The sequence below is a fragment of the Bradyrhizobium sp. SZCCHNGR1005 genome, assembly GCF_032489995.1.
Lineage (GTDB): Bacteria > Pseudomonadota > Alphaproteobacteria > Rhizobiales > Xanthobacteraceae > Bradyrhizobium.
In genome coordinates, this window is sequence record NZ_JAUEZC010000002.1 from 1027555 (window position 1) to 1045179 (window position 17625).

The following is a 17625-nucleotide window of genomic DNA, read 5'->3' on the forward strand; positions in this document are numbered from 1 at the left end:
ATTCCAGAGGCAGTAATTATAGAGCTCCGGCAATTTGCGGATAGAGGTCAATCCAGTTCGGGCTTTCTCTTTCGATCAGAGAAGTTTCCAATCGCGTGGCCACTTCTTCAGTCGTTTTTCGCGCTGGATCGCTGGTTCAACCTGATCGAAGACTTCGAAATAAACGAGGCGAGCAACGTCGTATCGCTTAGTGAAGCCCTCGGCCACTTTCATCCCATGTTCCGCAACCCGCCGCATCAGATCGTTGGTGACACCAATATACAGTGTGCCGCCGATACGCTTTGCGAGAATGTAAACGTAGAAGCTGCGTGCGCCCATCTACGGTCTCTGGGATACTGGATCGCCCGGTCAAGCCGGGCGATGACGACTTTTGCTGAGTAGGCTTCGTCCCCCAAATGCAGCAAGCCAACTCACTCTCCCGCCTGCATCCGGCCTGAGAGAGGGAACAAGTCCGGCGCCGCGGCCGGGGTGATCCGCGGGGAATCGACTGATGCGTCGGGCTTGCTGAAATCGAGCTCCTCGATGCGGCCGGCGCGCTTCTCGATCTTGTCGGCGGAGATCAGGATCTGCCTGACATCCTCGTTCACGTCACCGAAATGCTTCTGCAGCTTGAGCACGCGCTCGCGCAGACGGCCGAGATCGTCGCCGAGGTGCATGACCTCGTTGCGGATCTGGTCGGCGGCGTCGCGGATGCGCGCGTCCTTCATGATCTGCTGCATCACCTGGATCGCGAGCATCAGCAGCGACGGCGATACCAGCACGATTCGGGCGCGATAGGCCTTCTGGATCACGTCGTCGAAGCCGTCATGGATCTCCGCATAGACCGATTCCGAGGGGACGAACATCAGCGCGGTGTCCTGGGTCTCGCCGGTGATCAGGTATTTCTCGGCGATGTCGTTGACGTGCTTGAGCACGTCGGCACGCAGCCGCTGGCAGGCGAATCGCTTCTCCTCGTCGCTGCGCGCATCATGCAGTGCGGTGACGGCTTCCAGCGGAAATTTCGCATCGATGCACAGCGGACGCTGATCGGGCAGGAATACGACGCAGTCCGGCCGTTTGCCGCTGGTCAGCGTGTATTGGAATGCGTAGCTGCCTTTCGGCAGTCCATCCTGGACGATCGCCTCCATTCGCGCCTGGCCGAAGGCGCCGCGCGCCTGCTTGTTGGCGAGCACGTCGCGCAAGGTCGTGACCTGTGTTGTCAGCTCGGTCAGGTCCTTGTGCGCGTTGTCGATGATGCCGAGCCGCTCGTGCAGCACGCGCAAGGAATCCATCGTGTGGCGCGTCGTCTGCTCCATCGACTGGCCGACGCGATGCGTCACCGAATCCAGCCGCTCGTTGACGGCGCGCGCGAGCTCCGCCTGGCGGCCGGCGAGCACCTGCGTCATCGCATCGACGCGGCCGGAGGCCTCGTTCTGAACCCGCAGCATTTCGGACAGGCGCAGCTCCAGCTCGTCGGCGCGCATGGCCTGCATCATTGCAAGCGCTGCGCCGCGCCGCCCGGACCGGGCCACCGCCACCGTGATGGCAACAAGGAGCAACAGCACTAGCGCGCCGAAGCCGAGCAGTGCGTCAGAGGCCCGGACCGGCAGATCGCCGATCGCGAAGACGACAGGGTTCACGGAGGTCATCGGACCCCTATACCAGATTCCTGAGTAAATAGGAACAAAATAAGAACATTTATGGTTAACCGCGGGTTAAAACTCTTGGTTAACGAGGTTCTAAAAAACACGGTTCGCGATGTCTTAAGCGTCGGCGGTTCAGATTGACCGCGTGCCGTCCGGCGCTTAAATCGCCCGCCATGGCCTTACGAGAAATCATCATCCTGCCCGACAAGCAGTTGCGGCTGGTGTCCAAACCTGTCGAAAAGCTGACGCCGGAGATCCGGCAGCTGGTCGACGACATGTTCCAGACCATGTACGACGCGCCCGGGATCGGGCTCGCTGCGATCCAGGTCGCGCAACCCTTGCGCCTCATCACCATGGATCTGTCCAAGCGGGACGAGAATGGCGAGGGCAATCCGGAGCCGCGCGTCTTCATCAACCCGGAGATATTGTCCAGGTCGGACGAAATGTCGGTCTATCAGGAGGGCTGCCTCTCGATCCCCGAATATTACGAGGAGGTCGAGCGGCCCGCGAAGGTACGGGTCCGTTTCACCGATCTGGACGGCAAGGTGCATGAGGAGGACGCCGAAGGTCTCTATGCCACCTGCATCCAGCATGAGATCGACCACCTCAACGGGGTGCTCTTCATCGACTATTTGTCGAAACTGAAGCGCGACCGCGTCATGAAGAAGTTCGCCAAAGCCGCCAAGCGCGCGGCGGAATGATCGACGTCTCTCTCCGTCATGGCCGGGCAAAAGCGCGAAGCGCGTCTTAGCACGACAAGCCAAGCGACCCCGGCCATCCACGCTGCGGCCTTGAACGACCAAAGACGTGGATGCCCGCGACAAGTGCGGGCGTGACGAGCGCAGGGAGGCTGACCTCGCAAGACGAGATTGCGCCAATGCCCCTTCGCCTGATCTTCATGGGTACGCCGGATTTCGCCGTGCCGACCTTGCGCGAGCTCGCCGCCGACGGCCACGAGATCGCGGCCGTCTATACCCGCGCACCGAAGCCCGGCGGCCGCCGCGGGCTTGCGCTGCAGCCGACACCGGTGGAGCAGGAGGCGCGGCGGCTCGGGATCCCCGTGTTCACGCCGAAGACGCTGAAGACCGAGGCCGCGCTCGCGGAGTTTCGCGCCCACAATGCCGACGCGGCCGTGGTCGTGGCCTATGGCATGATCCTCCCCCAGTCCATCCTCGATGCGCCACGGCTCGGTTGCTACAATCTGCATGCCTCGCTGCTGCCGCGCTGGCGTGGCGCCGCGCCGATCAATCGCGCCATCATGGCAGGCGACGCCGAGAGCGGCGCCATGGTGATGAAAATGGATGCCGGCCTCGACACCGGCGATATCGCGATGGGTGAACGCATTGCGATATCGGATGCGATGACCGCGTCCGATCTGCACGATCAGCTCGCCGCGATCGGCGCCGGTCTGATGGTGCGTGCGATGGCAGCGCTGGCGCATGGCGACCTCACATTGACGAAGCAGCCGGCGGACGGCGTCACTTACGCGGCCAAGATCGACAAGGCGGAAGCGCGGATCGACTGGAACAAGCCGGCGCACGCGGTGCTGCGTCACATCCATGGGCTGTCGCCATTTCCGGGCGCCTGGAGCGAGGTCGAGGTGGACGGCGAAGCGGTTCGCGTCAAGATTCTCCGCTGCGAGCTTGCCTCCGGTTCCGGCGCGGTTCATGCCGATCCTGGCGCGGTGCTCGACGATCACCTTACCATTGCCTGCGGCGAGGGTGCGATCCGCATCATCGAGCTGCAGCGCGCCGGCAAGGCACCGATGCAGGCTGCGGATTTCCTGCGCGGCACGCCACTGAAGCGCGGTGCCCGCTTTTCCTGAGGCTGTCATACCCCGCGGAAGCGGGGTATCCAGTACGCCGAGGCGTTCATTTGTCGAACCGAGATGTCGGTGGATACTGGATCGCCCGCCTGCCCGGGCGATGACGGCAACAACAGAACCACATGCCCCGTTACAAGCTCACCATCGAATATGACGGCGCACCGTTCTGCGGCTGGCAGCTGCAGGCGAGCCTGCCCTCCGTGCAGGGCGCGCTTGAGGCGGCGGCGCAGGCCACCTGCGGCGTCGCCACCCGCGTCCACGGCTCGGGACGGACGGATGCCGGCGTTCATGCGACGGGACAGGTCGCGCATTGCGACATCGAAAAGGACTTCCGGCCGGATCGCCTGCGCGATGCGCTGAATGCCCATCTGCGTCCCAACCCGATCGCGGTGCTCTCTGCGGAGATCGTGCCCGACACCTTCGAAGCGCGCTTCTCGGCGCGCAAGCGTCACTACCGCTATCGCATCATGAACCGGCGCGCCAATCTCGCGCTCGATGTGGGGCGGGTCTGGCGCGTGCCGCAGCGGCTCGATTCGGACGCGATGCATGAAGCTGCGCAGCGGCTGATCGGCAAGCACGATTTCACCACCTTCCGCGACACCGAGTGCCAGGCCAGGTCGCCCGAGAAGACGCTGGACCAACTCGACGTCATCAGAGACGGCGATGCCGTGACGGTGCTCACCTCCGCGCGCTCGTTCCTGCACAGCCAGGTGCGCTCGATGGTGGGCTCACTGGTATGGGTCGGGCAGGGGCGGTGGAGTGCGGATGATCTCTCCGCCGCGCTCGCCGCGCGCAGCCGCGCCGCCTGCGGCGTTGTCGCCCCGCCCGAGGGCTTGTATCTGGTGAAGGTGGAGTATTGAGGTAATCCTCACCGGCGGCGCCGAACAGATCGCGTGCGTCGGCTGCAAATGCTTTTCCTTATTGGCTTACGGATCTGCATTGCAGGGCCGAGTTTCTTAACTCCAAATTGAAGTCCTCGCAGCTATCCGGGGAGCCTAGGCTCCTCTTCGGCGAGGTCGATCGTGCGCATTCGTCAAGTCTTCCTGCTCTCGCTCCTACTCGGTGCGGTCATCGGTCTGCTCGCAACCATGTGGTTCGCCTGGCAGCAGTTGACGGCGCTACAGGCTGCCAAGGCAGCAGGCGGTGATGCGCAACTGCTGTCTGCCATGTTGCGGCTGCCGGAGAAGCTGAATCTCGAGCGCGCCATGGTCAATCCACGCCTGGCCTCGCCCAACCCTGCGACCGCGGACGAGCTTGCAACGCTGCAGAAGGTCATTCAGGGGTCTGATGATGCGTTCGCCAAGGCCCGCAGTCTCGCGTGGCTGAGCGAAGACACTGCTGCGCTGGATTCGATCCAGCAGAAGCTTCGCGCGGTCCGTGGGGCCGCGCTCGAGGCCGTCGCGCAGCCGAAGGCGGCGCGGTCCGAATCGTTCGTCCGCGATTACGTGCCGCGGATGTTCACGATTCAGGAGACGACGGGCAGCCATGTCGATGTGATCGTTCGCCGGATCAATTCGGCGAACGCGGCGGTCGGCCAGGCGGCCCGTCTCGCCGTGCTCGGCTGGGATTTGCGTGACTGGGCCGGCCGCGCCACCACGACACTCGTCCGGGCCATCGCGACGAAGCAGGCGATGACGGGTGAACCGGCCGAGGCGCTTGCCATGTTCAAGGGGCGCATCGAGCGGATTTGGTCGTCGGCCAAGCTGGCTGCTGCCGAGATCGATCAGAAGCCGATCTTCGTCGCGCTGACCGAGGTCGAGAACGGCTATTGGGCACGCGGTGGCGAGTTCTACACCTCGCAGGTTGCGCCCAATCGCGGCAAGGTGCTCGACCTCGATCCCGATCAGTTCCTGCGTTCGGTGTTCCCGATCCTCGACACGATCCTGCCGCTGCGCGATGCGGCGATCGCGGAGGCTTTGCGCCAGAGCGAAGTGGCGATCGCCGACTCCCAGACCCGTTTCATCCTGGCGCTGGCCCTGCTGCTGATCAATATCGGGGCGGCCGCACTCGGAACGATCTGGTTCAATGCCCGCGTCATCAAGCCGCTCTCCAATCTGACCGAGCTGATCCGCCGCATCGCAGGCGGCGAGCGCGACGTGCAGATCGCCTATCGCGACCGGACCGACGAAGTCGGCACGCTCGCCAACGCCATCGGCGTGCTGCAGGACAAGTCCGCAGAGGCGGACCGGCTGGCGCTGCAGGGCGCCGACGCCGAAGCGCGGCGCGATGCGCGCCGGCAGAAGATCGAGGCGCTCACCCGTCGCTTCGGCGAGGTCATCGACACGCTCTGCGGCCGCCTGAGCGACGCCGCGAGCGGCCTGAAGCAGTCGGCCGAGGCGCTCGATGGCTCCGCCGGCGCCACCGCGTCCCGCGCGACCGCCGTCGCCGATGCAGCGGCGCAAGCGACATCCGGCGTGACCACGGTGGCCGCGGCCTCCGAGGAGCTGGATCATTCGATGAAGGAGATCACCCGGCAGATCTCGGAAGCGGCCTCGGAGTCCTCGAACGCAACCAGCCAGGCGCTCGACACCACCGACAAGGTCCGCACCCTGGCGGGCAGTGCCACCCGCATCGGCGACGTCGTCCAATTGATCCGCGCCATTGCGTCGCAGACCAATCTGCTCGCCCTCAACGCCACGATCGAATCGGCGCGCGCCGGCGAGGCCGGCAAGGGTTTTGCGGTGGTCGCGTCCGAGGTGAAGAGTCTCGCCGCTCAGACCAGCAAAGCGACCGAGGAGATCGAAAGCCAGATCGTGGCGATTCAGAACGAGACGGGCAGCACGGTCGCCGCGATCGAGAAGATCGCCGCCGTGGTCAACAGCATCAGCGGCGTGACCGGATCCGTTGCGACCGCCGTGGCCGAGCAGAGCGCGACCACGCGGGAAATCGCGCGCAGTGTGCAGCAGACCGCAAGCGGCACGCGCGAGGTGTCGTCGTCGATCGCATTGGTCAGCGCGGCCGCGGCCGAAACCCGCGGCTCGGCGCGCTCCCTGCTGGATTCGGCTGCGAGCCTCGCCGGCCAGGCCACCGACCTGCGCCGCGAGGTCGATCAGTTCCTCGCCGAAGTGAAGGTCGCCTGATCCGACAGGTCGCTGGCGTAGTCCGCACCGATCACGCGAAATACTGATCGAGGATGCCGCGATAGATCTTCGTCAGCGTCTCCATGTCGGCCACCGCCGCGCGCTCGTCGATCTGATGCATGGTCTGGCCGACCAGGCCAAACTCGATGACCGGGCAGTAGCTCGAGATGAAGCGGGCATCGGAGGTGCCGCCTGATGTCGACAGCTCCGGCTTGCGCCCCGTCGCCTCTTCGATTGCCGCAACGGCAAGTTCGGTGAACGAACCGGGCTTGGTCAGGAATACGTTGGCGTTGGACGGCAGCCATTCGATATGGGCGCGGATGCGGTTGCCGCAGGCCGTCCTCAGCCGCTCCTCGACCAGTGCTCGCAGCGATTCCTGCGTATGGCAGTCATTGTAGCGGATGTTGAATTTCGCCCGTGCCGTCCCCGGGATCACGTTGCTCGCGGAATTGCCGACATCGACCGAGGTGAATTCGAGGTTGGACGGCTGGAATTGCGCGCTGCCCTGATCGAGCGGCTCGTCGGAGAGCGCGACGATCAGCCGCGAAATGTCCGGCACCGGGTTGGCGGCGCGGTGCGGATAGGCGACGTGGCCCTGCTTGCCTTCGACGACCAGCGTGCCGGATTGCGAGCCGCGGCGGCCGATCTTGATGCAGTCGCCCATCACCTCCTGGTTGGAAGGCTCGCCGAGCACGCAATGATCGAATATCTCGCCGCGCTCCGCCGCCCATTTCAGCAGCTTCACGGTGCCGTTGACCGAGACGTCTTCCTCATCGCCGGTGATCAGGAACGAGATCGAGCCGTTGCCGTCTTCACGCGGCTTTCCATCATGCTCGCGCAAGTAATCCAGCACCGCGGCGACGCTGCAGGCGATGCCACCCTTCATGTCGACCGCACCGCGGCCGTAGAGATAGCCATCCTTCACCTCGCCCGAAAACGCACCCAGGCTCCAGGCGCTCTCGTCTCCGGGCGGCACCACGTCGGTGTGGCCGGCGAAGGTAAGGTGAGGCCCCTCACTGCCGATCCGCGCATAGAGATTGTCGATATCAGCGGTGCCGGGTTCGGAGAAGGTGACGCGCTGCACCTCGAAGCCGGCGTCCTTCAAGAGCGCTGCAAGCACGCCGAGCGCACCGGCATCGGCCGGGGTGACGGATGGGCAGCGGATCAGGTCACGGGCAATGGCGAGGGCATCGGTCATGCCCTCGCTTAACACGCTCTCTCCGGCTGCCGCTAGTAGGGCCTCGGCGGGCCGGAACGTTCGCCTCAATCCCGCAGCAGCTCGTTGATCGAGGTTTTCGACCGGGTGCGCTCGTCGACGCGCTTGACGATCACGGCGCAGGCGGTCGAGGGCCCGATCTCGCCATTCTTCATCGGTTTGCCCGGCAGCGCCCCCGGCACCACGACTGCATACTCCGGCACCTCGCCGACGAACACCTCACCGGTCTCGCGATCGACGATCTTGGTCGAGGCGCCCAGGAACACGCCCATCGAGAGCACGGCGCCCTTGCGCACGATCACGCCCTCGGCCACTTCCGAGCGGGCCCCGATGAAGCAGTCGTCCTCGATGATCACGGGGCCGGCCTGCAGCGGCTCCAGCACGCCACCGATCCCGGCGCCCCCGGAGATGTGCACGCGCTTGCCGATCTGGGCACAGGAGCCGACCGTGGCCCAGGTGTCCACCATCGTCGCTTCATCGACATGGGCGCCGAGATTGACGAAGGACGGCATCAGCACGACGCCCTTGGCGATGAAGGCGGAGCGACGCACGATTGCGCCGGGCACGGCGCGGAAGCCGGCGTCGCGAAAGCGGTTCTCGCCCCAGCCCTCGAATTTGGAGGGCACCTTGTCCCACCAAGTGGCCTGGCCGGGGCCGCCCGGAATCACGCGCATGTCGTTGAGGCGGAAGGACAACAGCACCGCCTTCTTCAGCCATTGATTGACGGTCCATTTGCCGTCGGTGCCCCGCGCGGCGACCCGCGCCTCGCCCTTGTCCAGCAATTCGAGCGCGCTTTCCACGGCGTCGCGCACCTCGCCCTTGGTCGCGGTCGAGATGCCGTCACGCGCCTCGAAGGCGTTGTTGATGGTGGATTCCAGGGCGGAGAGGGACATCGATCGATCCTTGGATTGGCGGGCGGCGCGCGGTGCATTCAGCAAAACGAGCTAGCTTTTTCTGAATTTGGGGAAGGAGAGTCAAGGATGCTCGTCGGCTCAATCGCGGACGAGGTCCTGGTCCGGTGAGAATGGCGGGACGTTGTTTGGTCCGTCATTTCGGGGCGATGCGAAGCATCGAACCCCGAATCTCGAGAATTCCCGATGCGCAATTACGCATCTGGGGTCTGGTCCTTCGGACCATCCGGGAATGGCGAACTCACGACGAGCGGCGTTACCGCGCCAGCCCTCGCAAGAACCCGGTCAGATCGTCGGTGACATAGTCGACATGAGGATCGTCCCGACCTTCGAGCTCCCAGTCCTCGCGCACCACCTCCTTGGTGCCGTCGGGCACCACCAGCACCGTGGTCATGCCGAAGGCGTGCGGCACCTCCAAATTGCGCGCGAGGTCCTCGAACATCGCAGCCCGCGTCGGGTCGACTTCGTGGAGCTTGAGGAAGCGGTCATAGGTCTGGCGCGCCGGCTTCGGCGTCAGCTCGGCCGCGATGATGTCGAACACGCCGTGGAAGTGTGAGGCGATGCCGAGCCGATCTAGCACCGCATCGACATGATCGATGGAGCCGTTGGTCAGGATCAGCTTGCGCCCGGGCAGGCGTTCGATTGCGGCCCCCATCGCGGGATTCGGTTCAAGCGGCGAATGGTCGATCTTGTGCACATAGGCCAGGAAGTCGTCGGCATGCACGCCGTGCTCGGTCATCATGCCGCGCATCGTGGTCCCGTAGCGGCGGTAGTAGTCCTTCTGGATGCGACGTGCTTCCTCGGCCGAGACGTTCAGCCAATTGGCGACGAACTCGCCGATGCGCGCGTCGACCTGCTGCCACAGATTGACGTGGTGCGGATACAGGGTGTTGTCGAGATCGAACACCCAGGTCTCGACGTGGTCGAAGGTGCGGGAGGATTTCGTCATATCTCTTTCAGCCTGTGATCCGCGGAAGGCTGCCGCAAATTCCACCGTCATCCCCGCGAAAGCGGCGATCCATACCGCGGAATTTATCTGTAACGCACCGCCGATCGTTGTCGTTCTTCGTACCAACGCCGCCGGTGGTTATGGGTCCCCGCTTCCGAGGGGACGACAGCATCGTGTGTGGCGGCACTGCACGCACGCTCATCACGGCAGCGCAAACCGTAACGTCTTGCCGCTGCGGGCGACGTCGACCGCGGTGAAGCCGGTCGCCGCAAAGCCGCGGCTCGGGCAGTCGCCCTGTTCCGAGGTCTCGAACTTGCTCTCGCGGGTGCAGAGTTGCGTCAGCCCGCCCCAGCGCAGCGGCTTGTCCTTGACCTTGATGCTGCGGTTGTCGGCATCGATGGCTTCGGCATAGCTGTACACCTTCTTCGGCTGGCCCGTGATGTCCGGATGCAGGCATTTGCCGGGATCGATGCGATACCAGCCGCGGCTGATCACGGTCCTGCCGTCGTCAGTCGCCACCGCCGCCATCACCTTGTGCGGCGTGTCGTTGCACCAGGTCAGCCCCGTCGGCGAGGGCGCCTGCACCGCATCGACCATGGTGGAAAAGAAATTCGGCTGCGAGACCACATCGGAAGCGAGGCCGCGGCTTTTCAGGAAGGCAGCAAGGGCGGCCTGTGTCTTGGGTCCGTCGACGCCGTCGATCGGCGAAGCGTCGTAGCCGGCAATGCCGAGCAGCCGCTGGATGGCCGCGAGGCGCGCCTGTTCGTCGTCATATTCGGCACTCTCGGCGAGATAGGCGACCAGGTTGCCGTCCTCGGTCTTGGTCGGCGTGATCTGGGTGAAGGGTGCCGGGGTCTGTCCGCTCCGGCACTGCCGTGCGGCGGCGATCACGAAATTGTCCTGCGCCACGCACAGCGTGTCGTTGCCGTTCTCCGCGATCGGCGAGGCGCCGTAGAGGCTGAGCGCGCGCGCATGCAACAGGATGCGGTCGGCGCTGAGCTCGCCCTGCAACACGACGCGGCAGGCCGCGGGATCGATCCGAAACCAGCCGCGCGTCGCGGTGGCCGATTTCTCGTCGACGCCGATCGCGGCCTCGACGACATAGCTCATGCGGTTGCAGAGTTTCAGGTCGGCGGCCGCGGGGCTGGTGGAGACGACAAGGGCGAGAAGAGTAGCGGATAGAGCGAGCGCGCTGCGAGTCCATAGGGACGTAGCGCGCCCGAGTATCTCCACATCGTCATGCCCGGGCTTGACCCGGGCATCCACGTCTTTGTTCCCACGACCGGAGCAAGACGTGGATGGCCGGAACAAGTCCGGCCATGACGGAGAGAGATGGCGGGGTGTTCTCACTTGTGGATCAGCGTGCCGGTGCCCTGGTTGGTGAAGAGTTCGAGCAGCACCGCGTGCGGGACCTTGCCATCCAGGATCACGACGCCCTGCACGCCCTGTTCGAGCGCGTAGATGCAGGTCTCGACCTTCGGAATCATGCCGCCGGAAATGGTGCCGTCGGCGATCAGTTTGCGCGCGTCGGCGACCGAGAGTTCGGGGATCAGCTTCTTCGACTTGTCGAGCACGCCCGGCACGTCGGTCAGAAGCAACAGCCGCTTGGCTTTCAGGGCGCCGGCCACGGCCCCGGCAAAGGTATCGGCATTGACGTTGAAGGTCTGGCCCTCCTTGGAGGTCGCCAGCGGCGCCAGCACCGGGATCAGTTCATAGCCGATCAACTGGTTGAGCAGCGTCAGATCGACTTTTTCCGGCTCGCCCACGAAGCCGAGATCGACCACCTTTTCGATGTGCGAATCCGGATCGACCATGGTGCGCGTCGCCTTGACCGCGCGCACCATGTTGCCGTCCTTGCCGCACAGGCCGACGGCCTTGCCACCGGCTTCGTTGATGTAGCCGACCAGCTGCTTGTTGATCGAGCCAGCCAGCACCATCTCGACGATCTCGATGGTGGCGGCATCGGTGATGCGAAGACCGGCGGCGAATTCCGAGACGATGCCGAGGCGCTTGAGCATGGTCGCGATCTGCGGACCGCCGCCATGAACCACCACCGGATTGATCGCGGTCTGCTCGAGCAGCACGATGTCGCGGGCGAAGGCCTTCGCCGTCTCGTCGTCGCCCATGGCATGGCCGCCATATTTGATGACGATGGTTTCTTCGTCATATTCTTGCATATGCGGCAGCGCTTCGGACAGGATGCGGGCCTGATCGAGCGGGCTGATATGGGTCGCGTCGGTCATGAGAGACAATCTCGCTGGCGGGGAAGTCGCCGCCTTCTAGCCGATTGCCGCATGCTGCGCAAAGCGGCCTTTACCCGCGGCGGGGCCACAATGCCGCGATGCCGAGCACCAGCCAGCTCGCGATCAATAGCGTGCCGCCGGTCGGCGCGGCGAACGGAAACAGGCGGTCGCCGGTGAACTGCCGCATGACGAGATCGCCGGAGAACAGCGCGGCCGCAACAACGAAGCCGCCAGCTGCGATCAGGCCGATGCGGGGGTGGATCACGCGCCGATCGGACAGTGCGCAAGCGCCGAGCACGGCGCAGGCGTGGAACAGCAGCATGGCGGAGGCCGGCAACAGCCGGCTGGCATCGGTCGCATGTGCGGCCATCGCTGCGAGCGCGACGCCCGAGGCGCCCATCAATCCGGCGAGCGCGATCAGGATGCGAACGGCCCGGATCATGCGCCGCGCTCGTTCAACAGGCGCGCGATCGCGGCGCGCAATTCCGCCATGCCGATGCCGGCGCGCGAGGAGGTCGCGAGCACCTGCGGGAAGGCGGCCGGATGTTTGGCCAGCGTGGTCTCGGTCTCGGCGATACGGGCGGCGAGCTCGGCGGGCTTGACCTGGTCGGCCTTGGTCAGGACGAGCTGATAGCTCACCGCCGACTTGTCCAGCGTCGTCAGCACCTCCTGGTCGACATCCTTCAGCCCGTGCCGAGAGTCGATCAGGACATAGACGCGGGCGAGGCTGGTGCGCCCGAGCAGGAACTGGTGGATCAGCGTGGTCCAGGATGCGACCTTGGTCTTCGGCGCGGAGGCATAGCCGTAACCGGGCATGTCGACCAAACGCAGCGGCGTGTTTTCCGGCCCCTCGAAGAAGATCAGCTCCTGGGTGCGGCCCGGCGTATGCGAGGTCCGTGCCAGCGTGGTCTGGCCGGCCAGCGCGTTGATCAGGCTGGACTTGCCGACATTGGAGCGGCCGGCAAAAGCAATCTCAAGCGGGCCCATCGGCGGCAGCGCCTCGATCGAGGGCGAGGCCCAGACGAAGCGCCACTGACCCGCGAACAGCTTTCGCCCCCGTTCGATCAGCTCGGCCTCGTCGGTGGTGCTGGTAGTCATTTGAGAGCAGTCTCACTCTGCGTCATTGCGAGGCGCGAAGCGACGAAGCAATCCAGAACCTTCGTTTCGATGCAGGATTGCTTGGCTTCGCTCGCGATGACGTTGGCCTTGTATCGCGCCGGCCGGGTGTCACGCCGCCCTTTTTTTGAAGAACACGCCCCGGATGTTGTCGAACAATTCCACCTTCACGCCATTGCGGCGCATGATGACGCTCTGCTGCAGCACCGACAAGGTGTTGTTCCAGGCCCAGTAGATGACGAGCCCGGCCGGGAAGCCCGCAAGCATGAAGGTGAAGATCAGCGGCATCCAGTTGAAGATGATGGCCTGCGTCGGATCCGGCGGCGTCGGATTCAGCTTCATCTGGAACCACATCGTGATGCCCATGATGATCGGCCAGATGCCGAGCGCGAGATAATGGCCGAACATCGGCAGCTGCGTCGGGTCGTAGTGCAACAGCCCGAACAGCGTGAACAGGTTGGTCGGGTCGGGCGCCGAGAGGTCGTGGATCCAGCCGTAGAACGGCGCGTGCCGCATCTCGATGGTGACGAACAGGACCTTGTAGAGCGAGAAGAACACCGGGATCTGCAGCAGCACCGGCAGACAGCCTGCGACCGGGTTGATCTTCTCCTTCTTGTAGATCTCCATCATTTCCTGCTGCTGCTTCATCCGGTCGTCCGGATAGCGCTCCTTGAGCGCAGCGAGCTGCGGCTGGATCGACTTCATCTTCGCCATGGAGGCATAGGACTTGTTGGCGAGCGGGAAGAAGATGAGCTTCACCAGCACGGTCACCAGCAGGATCGAGATGCCGAAATTGCCGAAGAACCGGTAGAAGAAGTCCAGCGCCAGGAACATCGGCTTGGTCAGGAAGTAAAACCAGCCCCAGTCGATCAGCAGATCGAAATGGTTGAGTCCGAGTGCCTGATTGTAGCCGCCGAGACCACCGATCGGGAAGTTGATGCCGACGACGCCCGCTTCCTTGGCGCCTGCGAACAGGCGGCTGGAGACGGTGGTGGTCGCTCCGGCCGCGACCGTCTGCGCATCCTCCAGATAATCGGTCTGGTAGCGGCGGACGTTGTCGACCAGATTCGACGAATAGCGCGCCTGCAGCTGGGCATTGGTCTCGGGCAGCAGCGCCGCAGCCCAATATTTATCGGTGATGCCGAGCCAGGCGTCGGTGGCCTTGAAGTTCAGGGCCTTCTCGTCGTCGATCTTCTTGTAGCTGTATTCCTGCAGGCCATGGTCGCCGAGATAGCCGATCAGGCCTTCGTGCAGGATGTAATAGCCGGAGACCTGCGGCGTGCCGTGGCGCGAGATCAGGCCGAACGGATAGAGCGTCACCGGTGCAGTGCCGCCGTTGGTGACCTCATCCTTGATCGTGAACAGATAATGCTCGTCGACCGAAATGGTGCGATGGAAGGTCAGCCCCTCGCCATTGTCGTAAGTCAGCGTGACCGGCGTCGACGGCGTCAGCGTGCCCGAGCCCTGCTGCTGCCAGACCGTGTTCTGGTTGGGAACGCGCACGTTCGAGCCGGCGCCGCCGACCCAGCCGAATTCGGCATAGTAGGGATGGGCGGTGCTCGACGGCGAGAACAGGACGATCGCGGGCGACTTCGGATCGACCGTTTCCCGATATTGCACCAGTGCGAGGTCATCGATCCGCGCGCCCTTCAGCGAGATGCTGCCGGCGAGGCGCGGCGTATCGATCTTGACACGGGGGGTAGCTTCGATCGCGGTCTCGCGCGGCATCACGCCGGTTCCGGAGGGGGCGTTCGCCGAAGGCGCGCTGGGCGCGCCCGAGCTGCCCGGCTGCGGCGCCGAGCTCGAACCCGCCGGGGTGTTGGACGCCTCCGGCTGCGGTGCGGATTTCTTGGCGAGCTCCGCCTGCGCCTGCTGCGCGCGCTGCCGCTCCATCTGCGGCATGTTGTAGAAATATTGCCAGGCGATCAGGACCAGCCCGGACAGGACGACGGCGAGGATGGTGTTGCGATTGTCGGTCATCGTTCTTCTTGTCGTCCGGTCATTCAAACTGGTTGGCGGGGTTTGGCCTGGGACCGCTTTGGATGCGGCCCGGCCTGACGCTGCGGCCGATCGAGCCTCTGCAGCGCGGTCTTGAGATCGTCGAACATGGTCGAGAAGTCGCGCGTGAGCGCGTCGCGTCGGCCGACCAGCACATAGTCACTGTGTGGCCGCATCGACAGAGGATCGAGCCGTTGCACCAACGCGCGCAACCGCCTGCGGATGCGGTTGCGCTCCGTGGCGGTGCCGTTCTTCTTGGTGACCGTGAAACCGATCCGGATCGAGCCCTGGTCCTGGCGTTCCCGCCGCTGGACCACGAAGGCAGGGCTGCTCGCCCGCACGCCATCGGCAACGGCGAGGAAGTCCGCCCGCTGCCGCAGCCGATCCATGATGGAAATCTCCGGGAGAGACGTCCTGGCTTCAGGCGCTCAGACGCTTGCGGCCGCGCGCACGGCGGGCAGCGAGAACCTTGCGGCCGCCGGTGGTGGCGAGGCGCGCGCGGAAGCCGTGACGGCGCTTGCGCACCAGTTTGCTGGGTTGATAGGTCCGCTTCACGGGTCAATCTCCGCTGACGGGCAAGTTGCCAGAGGGCAATATGCCTGTTTAAATTGTCGAGGATGTCCGGTGACGCGGTCAGGCCCAAGAAAGGCCGCTGCCGGCCCAGAAATCGAGCCGCCCCCGGGCAAGCCGGGCCGTCGCGGACAGTTGGCGCGGCTTATACGGGAGCGACCTGTTTTCGTCAATCGCGCGGCAGGCAGTCTGCAGAAAGCCTCCGGAGGTCGCGCTTGGCGTTGGATAGAACGATTCTACCGGGTTCCGGGCGGGATGGCATCGATCCGCCCCGAACATAGGTAATCGAAACCGGAACATGAGCGATCCGTAATTTGACGGGGCTTGGGGCCGGGCTTCATGTTGCGGGGCGGTAAGGGTTGGGATGCCTCGTGAAGGGCGACACGTGTCAGAAACCGACGACCAACCGATTATAGAGCGCCTGCGGCCGAAGCGGTCGCGCCGGCTCGGGTTGTCCGGCAAGCTGCTCTTATTGACCATTCCGCTCGTCATGATCGCGGAAGTGCTGATCTATGTCCCCGCGATCGCCAATTTCTGGACCAACCGGCTCAACGATCGGCTGGCCGCAGCCAACACCGCAGCGCTGGTGCTCGATGCGGCGCCCTCAGGGATGGTGCCGGATTCGCTTGCCCGCCAGATCCTGACCTCGATCGGCGCGCGTGCAGTTGCCATCAAGATGGGCCAGCAACGGCGCCTGCTCGCCAGCGCTGATCTGCCGGCCTCGATCGACCACGATTTCGACATGCGCGACATGACGGCGTGGTCCTCGATCGTCAATTCGCTCAAGATGATGACCGAGACCGGGGATCACGTGATGCGCGTGGTCGGGCCGGCGCCGGGCCGCGCCCAGTTCATCGAGGTCGTGACCGACGAGAAGCCGCTGCGGCGGGCGATGTACCGCTTCTCCCGCAATCTGCTGGTCGTGTCGCTCCTCATTGCCGTGCTGACGGCAGCCCTGGTCTACCTCGCGCTCCATTATCTCTTTGTGCGGCCGATGCGACGATTGACCGCAAGCCTGGTCGGGTTCCATGAGAACCCCGAAAGCGCCGCGCGGATCATCGTGCCGAGCCAGCGCAGCGATGAGATCGGGGTGGCCGAGCGCGAGCTTGCCGACATGCAGCGCGATCTGGTCTCCATGCTGCATCAGAAGAGCCGGCTTGCCGCGCTGGGGCTGGCGGTCTCCAAGATCAATCACGACCTGCGTAACCTGTTGGCCTCGGCGCAGCTGCTATCCGACCAGCTCGCCAGCGTGCCCGATCCGCGCGTGCAGCGCTTTGCGCCGAAGCTGATGCGTTCGCTCGAGCGCGCGATCGATTTCTGCCAGTCGACGCTGTCTTACGGCAGGGTCCAGGAGCCGGCGCCGGATCGTCGCATGGTCTCGCTGGAGTCGGTCGTGGCGGAGGTCCGGGAGACCGCGGGCCTGTCGCCGGATGCGTCGATCACATGGGTCGCGGCGGTCGAGCGCGGCCTCGAGGTCGATGCCGATCCGGACCAGCTGTTCCGGGTTCTGCTCAATCTGGTGCGCAACGCTGCGCAGGCGCTGGAGAGCCGGCCGGGCAATTCCGGCATCCGCCAGATCCGGATCACCGGCCGCCGCGAGGGGGCGGTTGCGATCCTGGAGGTCTCCGACACCGGGCCCGGCGTCCCGGCCAAGGTGCGGGAGCACCTGTTCGAAGCGTTCCGCGGCGCCGGCCGGCCCGGCGGCAGCGGGCTCGGGCTTGCGATCGCGGCCGAACTGGTCCGCGCCCACGACGGCGAGATCCAGCTGGTCGAGGGGACGCTCGGGGCGACCTTCCGCATCACCATTCCCGACCGTCCGGTCGAGCTGCAGAGCATCCGCAAGGAGCGCGCCAGGGCGTGAGCGGGGGGCTGCGGCCGATGCCCGCGCCAATTGCTCCAAGATTTGGGGGGGCCAGGCGTACCCCTCCCGGCGCGGGCGCCCGCCCGATCTCCCGCGTTCAGGCCTTTCAGGAGAAGGGAACGCAGCGTCCGTTTCGAGCGACCGTACGCGGTAGCCCTCTCTGCCCTTTTTTACGGGAGGTGATCAGCGCCTGCGCCTCATCTCGGCGCAAAAATTGGCGGCAAAATCTGC

General features: G+C 64.9%; 17 protein-coding genes. 5 read left to right on the forward strand and 12 right to left on the reverse strand.

From position 1 onward, the window contains the following. Window positions 1–75: 75 nt before the first annotated feature. Together QXZ85_RS10820 and QXZ85_RS10825 are read right to left on the reverse strand one after the other, a co-directional pair. The gene (locus tag QXZ85_RS10820) at window positions 76–318 is read right to left on the reverse strand and encodes a GIY-YIG nuclease family protein (RefSeq protein WP_315767606.1); all 243 of its coding nucleotides are present in this window, start codon (window positions 316–318) and stop codon (window positions 76–78) included. A 92-nt stretch (window positions 319–410) separates the two neighbouring features. After that, window positions 411–1619 carry a DNA recombination protein RmuC gene (locus QXZ85_RS10825; protein WP_315701895.1) on the reverse strand — a complete coding sequence of 403 codons (1209 nt, stop codon included), beginning with the start codon at window positions 1617–1619 and terminating at the stop codon, window positions 411–413. Window positions 1620–1798: 179 nt separating this feature from the next. Between QXZ85_RS10825 and def the strand changes: the two genes are divergently transcribed. The 4 genes from def (at window position 1799) to QXZ85_RS10845 (ending at window position 6530) form a co-directional block, all read left to right on the forward strand. Continuing rightward, the gene (gene def, locus QXZ85_RS10830; protein WP_315701894.1) at window positions 1799–2326 is read left to right on the forward strand and encodes a peptide deformylase; all 528 of its coding nucleotides are present in this window, start codon (window positions 1799–1801) and stop codon (window positions 2324–2326) included. A 176-nt stretch (window positions 2327–2502) separates the two neighbouring features. Continuing rightward, window positions 2503–3450, forward strand: coding sequence for a methionyl-tRNA formyltransferase (gene fmt, locus QXZ85_RS10835; RefSeq protein WP_315742307.1), 948 nt, complete (start codon window positions 2503–2505; stop codon window positions 3448–3450). 122 nt (window positions 3451–3572) lie between these two features. Further along, window positions 3573–4310, forward strand: a complete 738-nt coding sequence (truA, locus tag QXZ85_RS10840; RefSeq protein WP_315763900.1) for a tRNA pseudouridine(38-40) synthase TruA — start codon at window positions 3573–3575, stop codon at window positions 4308–4310. Between the two features lie 162 nt (window positions 4311–4472). After that, window positions 4473–6530: a methyl-accepting chemotaxis protein gene (locus QXZ85_RS10845; RefSeq protein ID WP_316174067.1), complete on the forward strand. Its 2058-nt coding sequence runs from the start codon at window positions 4473–4475 to the stop codon at window positions 6528–6530. A gap of 31 nt (window positions 6531–6561) precedes the next feature. Here the strand turns inward: QXZ85_RS10845 and dapE are convergent, their stop codons facing one another. From dapE to rpmH, 10 genes are all read right to left on the reverse strand, one after another. Next, complete coding sequence (gene dapE / locus QXZ85_RS10850; protein WP_316174068.1) at window positions 6562–7728, reverse strand: succinyl-diaminopimelate desuccinylase; 1167 nt, start codon at window positions 7726–7728, stop codon at window positions 6562–6564. 65 nt (window positions 7729–7793) lie between these two features. Beyond that, window positions 7794–8639, reverse strand: coding sequence for a 2,3,4,5-tetrahydropyridine-2,6-dicarboxylate N-succinyltransferase (gene dapD / locus QXZ85_RS10855; protein WP_315742312.1), 846 nt, complete (start codon window positions 8637–8639; stop codon window positions 7794–7796). A gap of 274 nt (window positions 8640–8913) precedes the next feature. After that, complete coding sequence (locus tag QXZ85_RS10860; protein ID WP_316174070.1) at window positions 8914–9606, reverse strand: pyrimidine 5'-nucleotidase; 693 nt, start codon at window positions 9604–9606, stop codon at window positions 8914–8916. Between the two features lie 201 nt (window positions 9607–9807). Then, the gene (locus tag QXZ85_RS10865; RefSeq protein ID WP_315701887.1) at window positions 9808–10872 is read right to left on the reverse strand and encodes a DUF1036 domain-containing protein; all 1065 of its coding nucleotides are present in this window, start codon (window positions 10870–10872) and stop codon (window positions 9808–9810) included. Window positions 10873–10952: 80 nt separating this feature from the next. After that, window positions 10953–11849 (reverse strand): acetylglutamate kinase, encoded by an 897-nt coding sequence (gene argB / locus QXZ85_RS10870; RefSeq protein ID WP_315701886.1) that lies wholly within the window; start codon window positions 11847–11849, stop codon window positions 10953–10955. Window positions 11850–11919: 70 nt separating this feature from the next. Continuing rightward, window positions 11920–12291, reverse strand: a complete 372-nt coding sequence (locus tag QXZ85_RS10875) for a DUF423 domain-containing protein (RefSeq protein ID WP_315701885.1) — start codon at window positions 12289–12291, stop codon at window positions 11920–11922. Further along, window positions 12288–12947 carry a ribosome biogenesis GTP-binding protein YihA/YsxC gene (yihA, locus tag QXZ85_RS10880; RefSeq protein WP_315701884.1) on the reverse strand — a complete coding sequence of 220 codons (660 nt, stop codon included), beginning with the start codon at window positions 12945–12947 and terminating at the stop codon, window positions 12288–12290. Before yihA ends, QXZ85_RS10875 begins: the two co-directional genes overlap by 4 nt. 129 nt (window positions 12948–13076) lie before the next feature. Next, window positions 13077–14945, reverse strand: coding sequence for a membrane protein insertase YidC (gene yidC, locus QXZ85_RS10885; protein WP_315701883.1), 1869 nt, complete (start codon window positions 14943–14945; stop codon window positions 13077–13079). A 23-nt stretch (window positions 14946–14968) separates the two neighbouring features. Beyond that, entirely contained in the window at window positions 14969–15352 is a 384-nt protein-coding gene (gene rnpA / locus QXZ85_RS10890; RefSeq protein ID WP_315701882.1) for a ribonuclease P protein component, read from the reverse strand. Between the two features lie 31 nt (window positions 15353–15383). Continuing rightward, window positions 15384–15518, reverse strand: a complete 135-nt coding sequence (gene rpmH / locus QXZ85_RS10895) for a 50S ribosomal protein L34 (protein WP_006609582.1) — start codon at window positions 15516–15518, stop codon at window positions 15384–15386. A gap of 400 nt (window positions 15519–15918) precedes the next feature. Between rpmH and QXZ85_RS10900 the strand changes: the two genes are divergently transcribed. Beyond that, window positions 15919–17394 carry a HAMP domain-containing sensor histidine kinase gene (locus QXZ85_RS10900; protein ID WP_315701881.1) on the forward strand — a complete coding sequence of 492 codons (1476 nt, stop codon included), beginning with the start codon at window positions 15919–15921 and terminating at the stop codon, window positions 17392–17394. Window positions 17395–17625: the final 231 nt, after the last annotated feature.